Source organism: Sphingomonas sanguinis (assembly GCF_001476905.1).
Classification (GTDB): Bacteria; Pseudomonadota; Alphaproteobacteria; order Sphingomonadales; family Sphingomonadaceae; genus Sphingomonas; species Sphingomonas sanguinis_B.
In genome coordinates, this window is record NZ_LDTE01000089.1 from 1 (window position 1) to 6,166 (window position 6,166).

Below are 6,166 nucleotides of genomic sequence, written 5' to 3' on the forward strand. Positions count from 1 at the left end.
TGGTCCCCCTCCCCGTGCCGGGGAGGATCAGGCGAAAAGCCGAGCCAAACTCCGCTCCAGCATCAACATCTGCCATAGCGTCCGACCATGATCCGCCCGCCCCGCGCGATGCTCGGCGGCGATCCGGCCCAGTTCGGCGAGTTGGAACCATCCCGTCTCACGCAGCAGCCCCGAATGCTCCAGCCGAGCCGCTTCGTCGGCGAGCGCCCCCCGGAACCAGGCGCTGATCGGCGTCACGAAGCCCATTTTCGGCCGATAGAGAATGTCGCGCGGCAGATAGGGCTCCAGCGCCCTCTTCATCAGCCATTTGCCCTGCCCGCCCCGCACCCGCATCGCGGCTGGCAGGCGCGCGGCATATTCGACCAGACGGTGGTCGAGCAGCGGCTCGCGCGCCTCCAGCCCCACCGCCATCGAGGTACGGTCGGTCTTGGTCAGGATATCGCCCGGCAGCCAGATTTTCAGGTCGGCATATTGCGCCCGATCGATCGCATCGCGGGCCGGTGCGTCGCGCATCGCGGCGACATAGCGATCCTCCGCCCGGTGGCCGCCCAGCGCCGCCTTCGCCTCCGCCGTGAAGAGCCGGGCTCGCAGTTCGGGGTCCGAAACACCGACCGATCGCGCATAGGCTTCCGCCCCGTCCATCCCCAGCGCCAGCAACGTCGTCTTCGCGCGCAGCGGACGCGGCGCCCAGTCCGCCTTGGGATAGACCCGCCCCAGCGTCCCGAACACATGGCTGCGCAGATTGGCGGGGAACAAGCCCCTCACCCGCTCCTCGCCGGCATGAAAGACATGGCGGCGATAGCCTGCCATCGCCTCGTCCGCGCCGTCACCGGACAGCACCACCGTCACATGCTCGCGCGCCAGCTGGCACAGCCGATAGGTCGCCAGGGCCGAGGCATCGGCAAAGGGCTCATCGAAATGCGCGACCAGCGTGTCGATCAGCGTAAAGTCGTCGGCGCGCACCACCCGCTCGACATGATCGGTGGCGAAACGCTGGGCGATGATGCGGGCATAGCCGCGCTCGTCATGGCCCGCTTCCTCGAACCCGATGGTACAGGTGCGGACAGCGCGCGGGGACGCCTCCGCCATCAGCGCGACGACGCCCGAGCTGTCCACCCCGCCCGACAGGAACGCGCCCAGCGGCACGTCAGCGACCATCCGGCTGGTCACGCCCTCGCGCATCCGGGCGAGCAGCCCCTCGCCCAGTTGCCCAGACGATCCGCTTTCGCGGTTGGAGAAGTCGACGTCCCACCATTGCCGTGGCCGGGGAATTGGGCGCCCCCGCTCGATCAGCAGGAAATGCCCGGCGGGCAGCTTGTGGATGCCCGCGACCATGCTGGCATCGTCGGGGACATAGCCCAGCGCCAGATAATCCTCGACCGCACGAATATCGGGCCGCCGTCGGACCAGCGGATGCGCCAGCACCCCCTTCATCTCCGAAGCGAAGGCCACCGCGCCATCGGGCAGCTCGGCCCAGTGGAGCGGCTTCACCCCCAGCCGGTCGCGCGCCAGGAACAGCGCCCCCGCCTTCGCATCATGCACGGCAAAGGCGAACATGCCGACCAGCCGGTCGAGCATCGCCGGGCCCCAATGCCGCCAGCCATGCAGCAGCACCTCGGTATCACCATCGGTGTGAAAGACCGCGCCCTTGCCCGCCAATTCGGCGCGCAACTCGCGATAATTATAGATCTCGCCGTTGAAGCAGACCGCCACCTCGCCATCCACCATCGGCTGGGGCGAGCCCGCGACGTCGATGATCGACAGCCGGGCATGGGCGAAGCCGACACCCGGTGCGGTCCATACCCCCTGCCCGTCCGACCCGCGATGCGCCTGTGCGGCGATCATCGCGCGTAGGCGGGCGGGATCGACCGGCTTGGGCGTGGCGGGGTGGAAGAGACCGGCGATACCGCACATGGAGCGTCAGCGCTGCCCGGTCAGGCGGTCGGCGAAGCGATCGATCGGCCCGAGCGCGGCGACGAACGCCTCGATCGCATGGGGATCGTCGCCCTCGCTCGCGACATGCACCGCCACCGCCATCTGGCGCTGCCCCAGCAGCCGGGCCTTCATCGTCTCGATCTTCACGCGTCGCATATCCGGTGTCAGCGTATCGCCGATCCGATACCAGGTCGCAACGTCGCGATTCTGGGTCTGGCCATCGGGGCCGGTCGCCATGATCTTCATCGTGTCGCCACCCGCGACCCGGCCCAGATCGGCGACGCGCAACCAGCGATCCGCACCGTGTATCACGCCCGTGCCGAACGCGCCCAGCTTGCCGCCCTCACGCTGGCGGGAAAAGACCGCGACCGCCAGGTCGACCTGATGCCCCTGCGCGTTGCGATAGGCCTGCTGCAACACCGCATCGGCGCCGGGATAATCGGGCCGCCAGACGCTTTGCTGCGGCACGATCGTCCAGCCGGGCACCTGCGGCAGCGCCAGTTGCGTCGGCAGCGTCGCCGCGCGGGTCCCGGCAAAGCCGCTCCAGCTGGGGAAGACGGCGATGATCGCCACCGCCAGCACGGCGGCCAGCAGCGGGTCGATCCGGCGGCCGGGCACCGCCTTCAGCCGATCGGGATCGAAGGCCGGGTCATCGGGCGAGCGGTCGAAGAACTGCCAGCCGATCGCCAGCACCGCCGCCATGACGATCGCGAAGAATACCCAGCCGAAGATGATATGGTCGATGCCGCCCGCCACCTCGATGGAGGTCTTGTCGGCGGCGAAGATGGTGCCCCAGGCACGAATGCCGTTGGCGATGACCGGCACGATCAGCGACACGATCAGGAACACCGCGCGCCGCACGGGCGAGCGGAAGCATAGATTGGCGACCAGTGTGGCAAAGGCGATCATGGCTAGGACGAACTTCGACCCCGAACAGGCCTCCGCCACCTCGAACCAGTAACGTCCCGCATGGATCAGCACACCATCGGCGGTGGCCGGAATCCCGCTCCAGTGGAGCAGCGGCATGACGATCGACACGGTAATCTGCTGAAGCGGCTTTTCCAGTTCCTCGCCAAAGGGCACCAGAAACCAGGCATAGGCGAGTGGAAAGAGCAGCCCGCGCGCCACCATCGGCCCCAGCAGCGTGACGACCAGCCCCTCCAGCGTCGCGATGAGGCCCAATTGGCGGATCAACGCCACGGTGGCGGACTCGCCGAGCAGCCACAGGAAGCCGCCGCCCGCCACCAGGAACAGGCCGGGCCACCAGGCCGTCGGGGTCAGTTGCGACAGCTCGCGCCGACGCTGCCACACCAGCCAGCCGACGACCGGGCCGATGAACAGGCAATGGCCATAGGTGGTGCTGGTCCACCAGATGTCCATCAGATGCGTCGCATCGCGCCAGAACAGCCACAGCACCAACGCCGCCGCTGCGCCAAGCAACCCCAGATGCCAGGTCCAGCGCCCCGGCCCGATCCGTTCCGGCGTCATGGTCCCCATCTGCGTCACGATGCGATGTCCTTCAACAGCCGGTCGAGCGGTGCCAGCCGTGCTGCCCAATCATAACGCGCCAGCACCCGCGCACGCGCGGCGGGGTTGGCGGCGGGGCCGTTCAGCGCCACGACCACCTGGGCCGCAAAGTCCCGGTCGTCCCGCGCCACCGCGATGGTGCCGTCATGGTCGATCCCTTCGGCGGCGGCAACCGAAGCAACAACCGGCCGCGCCATCGCCATCGCCTCCAGCAGCTTGTTCTGGATGCCCCGCGCCAGATCGAGCGGCGCGACACAGACGGCGGCACGGGCCAGCCACTCCCGGGTATCGGGCACCTCGCCGGTGACGATCACCGCCTCCCCTGCCAGCCGCCGGACCGCCGGGGTGGGCGCGCGGCCGACAATGGCGAAGCGCGCATCCGGTCGGGCTTGGCGCACCAACGGCAGGATGCGCTCGGCGAAGCGGGTGACGGCCTCCACATTGGGGCGATAGTCCATCTGGCCGGTGAAGACGATCAACGGCTCACCGGACGCCGGATCGAAGGCGGCGGGATCGTAATGGCCCGCATCGATGCCGTTCTCGACCGCGACGATGTTCCCTTCCCCGCCGCCCGCACGAAAAAGGTGGGCCTCCGCCTCGCTGACAAACAGGGTCGCTGCGACCGAGTGAGCGACCTGTCGTTCATAGGCGCCCAGCAACCGCGCCTCGCGCGCATAGACGGCGCGCATCGGCAGCGCGCTCGTTTGCCCCAGCGTCGCGAACTTGGCGGAGTCGACATCGACCATGTCCATCACGGTCGGCTTTTGCCCGCGATACTGCGCCATCTGCCCGGAAAAGACATAGGTGGCGGCGATCGGGTGACGCGCGCGAACCGTGGCGACGGCCTTCCGCATCGCGGGGTGCGCGAAGGCCGTCAGCGAGATGGGCTTGCCTGTCGCCAGCGCCTGCACCGCCGCGACCGGCATCGATTTCGTCCGGCGAATGATATGGTGGCTGGCGAGCGAACCGGCGAGGTCGGACGGGAGACGCTCTTCGCCGTCCTGCTCGGCAAAGGCGCAGAGATGGACGCGCCAGTCGCGCATCAGGTGGCGCAGGATATGATGGCTGCGGATCTTGTCGCCGCGATCGGGCGGAAACGGCGCGCGGTGCGCCAGGAACAGCAGGTCTCTCAACCCAGCCCCCGCGCGATGACCGGCCCGGCGAGCATCGCGACCCGGACCGGCAGGCGCTTCCACACCGCGATCATCATCGCATATTTGGGGTTGAGCGGATTGATCGCGCGCGGCCCGTGGACGCTGCGGCTGGCATAGACCAGCGGACGCCCCTCGAACCCCCAATTCTTCTTGAATGCCGCCGCGCCGGTCCCGACCTTCGACCGGCCAAAGTCGAAGCTGTGACAGCCCCGCTCCCGCGCATGCCGCATCAACGCGAAATACATCAGGTCATTGGCGCGCAGCTCCCGCGCCGCGTGCGTACCACCGCCCCAATAGGGATAGACGATGCCGCCATGATAGAGGTTGAGCACGCTCGCGACCGCCCGCCCCCGATGCCGCACGGTCAGCACATCGGCATCGAGCCGCGCCACTGCCTCGCGGAACAGTCGGGCCGGAAAGACCGGCGTTCCCAGATTGCGGACGGACTCGGCATAGATGCGGTAATGCTCGGCCAGCAGAGCGGGCGTGCGGCCGGTGACGACCTCCAACTCCTGCGCGGGCGCCTTGCGAAGCTCCGCGCGCTGTTTGCGCGGAATGGCCTTCATCTCGGCCTCGTCATCGACGGCAATCGGGCGAATGAAACCCAGATAGCTGTCCGCGTCCGCCGTCCAGCCGTCCGGCACCGGTCCGCCACGCAGTTCGACCGACTCGATCCCGCGCTCGACCGCCAGCGCCCAGGCGGCCTCGGCCAGCGGCTCCGCCCCCTCGCCCAGCACCCCGCCATCGACGCCGAAACCGGTCGACACCATTGCTGTACCGAAGAGCGGCGATCGAATTTCGCTGAGCGGTAGGATGCCGACGATCGCGCCATCCCGCTCGGCGGTGAGATAGTGGGCCTTCTGGCCACAGCCCTTCGCCCCCGCCAGCAGCCAGCCGGTGCGATGAAAGGGCGTACCCTGCGCCTGCGCCTCGACGAACGCATCGATCCGCGCGCATTCCGCCGCGCGCGCCAGATCGGCGACGCGGATGATCGGCGGCGGCGTGGTCATGCCAGCCGCGCCGCTTCCTCGGCCGCGACCTGGTCGACGCGGCCCCAGTCATGCCGGGTCAGCAAGCCCCGCAACTTGCCCGCCATCGCGCCCAACCGGCTGTAATGGCGGACGCGCGAGCGCAGGGGCGCATTCCTCACGCGCGGCTGGTCTGGGTCCACCTCCCAGGGGTGGAAATAGAAGATCGCGCCATGCGCATCGCGCTGCACCTGCCCCACCGCGATATCGGTCAGCTTGGCGGGCAACATGCGAAAGAAGCCGCCGCCCGTCGCCAGTCGCCGCTGGCCGAACTGCGCAACCGTCACTGGCAGTTCGACCAGATCGGCATCGGCCAGCGGCCGCCATGCGTAACGCGGCGACTCCGCCCAGCCATAATGATCGTGGGCCAACGGCGCGACGCTGGAGGAATAGCGATACCCCGCCTCGGCCAGTACCGGATGGGCCCAGGGGGTGCGTTTATCGATCGAGAAGCTCGGCGCGCGATAGCCGGTGACGGCCTGCCCGCCCGCATCCTCGATCGCCGCCTTGGCGCGGGTCAGG

At 68.7% G+C, this 6,166-nt stretch carries 5 protein-coding genes; all 5 read right to left on the reverse strand.

Annotated elements, in window-relative coordinates; genetic code table 11:
* Nucleotides 1-27: 27 nt before the first annotated feature.
* Nucleotides 28-1,914, reverse strand: coding sequence for an XrtA/PEP-CTERM system amidotransferase (locus SB4_RS13965; RefSeq protein WP_058753051.1), 1,887 nt, complete (start codon nucleotides 1,912-1,914; stop codon nucleotides 28-30).
* 6 nt (nucleotides 1,915-1,920) lie between these two features.
* Entirely contained in the window at nucleotides 1,921-3,432 is a 1,512-nt protein-coding gene (gene xrtA / locus SB4_RS13970; protein WP_241488631.1) for an exosortase A, read from the reverse strand.
* 5 nt (nucleotides 3,433-3,437) lie between these two features.
* Complete coding sequence (locus tag SB4_RS13975) at nucleotides 3,438-4,595, reverse strand: TIGR03087 family PEP-CTERM/XrtA system glycosyltransferase (protein ID WP_058753052.1); 1,158 nt, start codon at nucleotides 4,593-4,595, stop codon at nucleotides 3,438-3,440.
* Nucleotides 4,592-5,626: a FemAB family XrtA/PEP-CTERM system-associated protein gene (locus tag SB4_RS13980; RefSeq protein WP_058753053.1), complete on the reverse strand. Its 1,035-nt coding sequence runs from the start codon at nucleotides 5,624-5,626 to the stop codon at nucleotides 4,592-4,594. Before SB4_RS13980 ends, SB4_RS13975 begins: the two co-directional genes overlap by 4 nt.
* Nucleotides 5,623-6,166: DUF3473 domain-containing protein (locus SB4_RS13985; RefSeq protein WP_058753054.1), on the reverse strand; the 544-nt coding region annotated here is incomplete at its 5' end. The genes SB4_RS13980 and SB4_RS13985, both read right to left, overlap by 4 nt.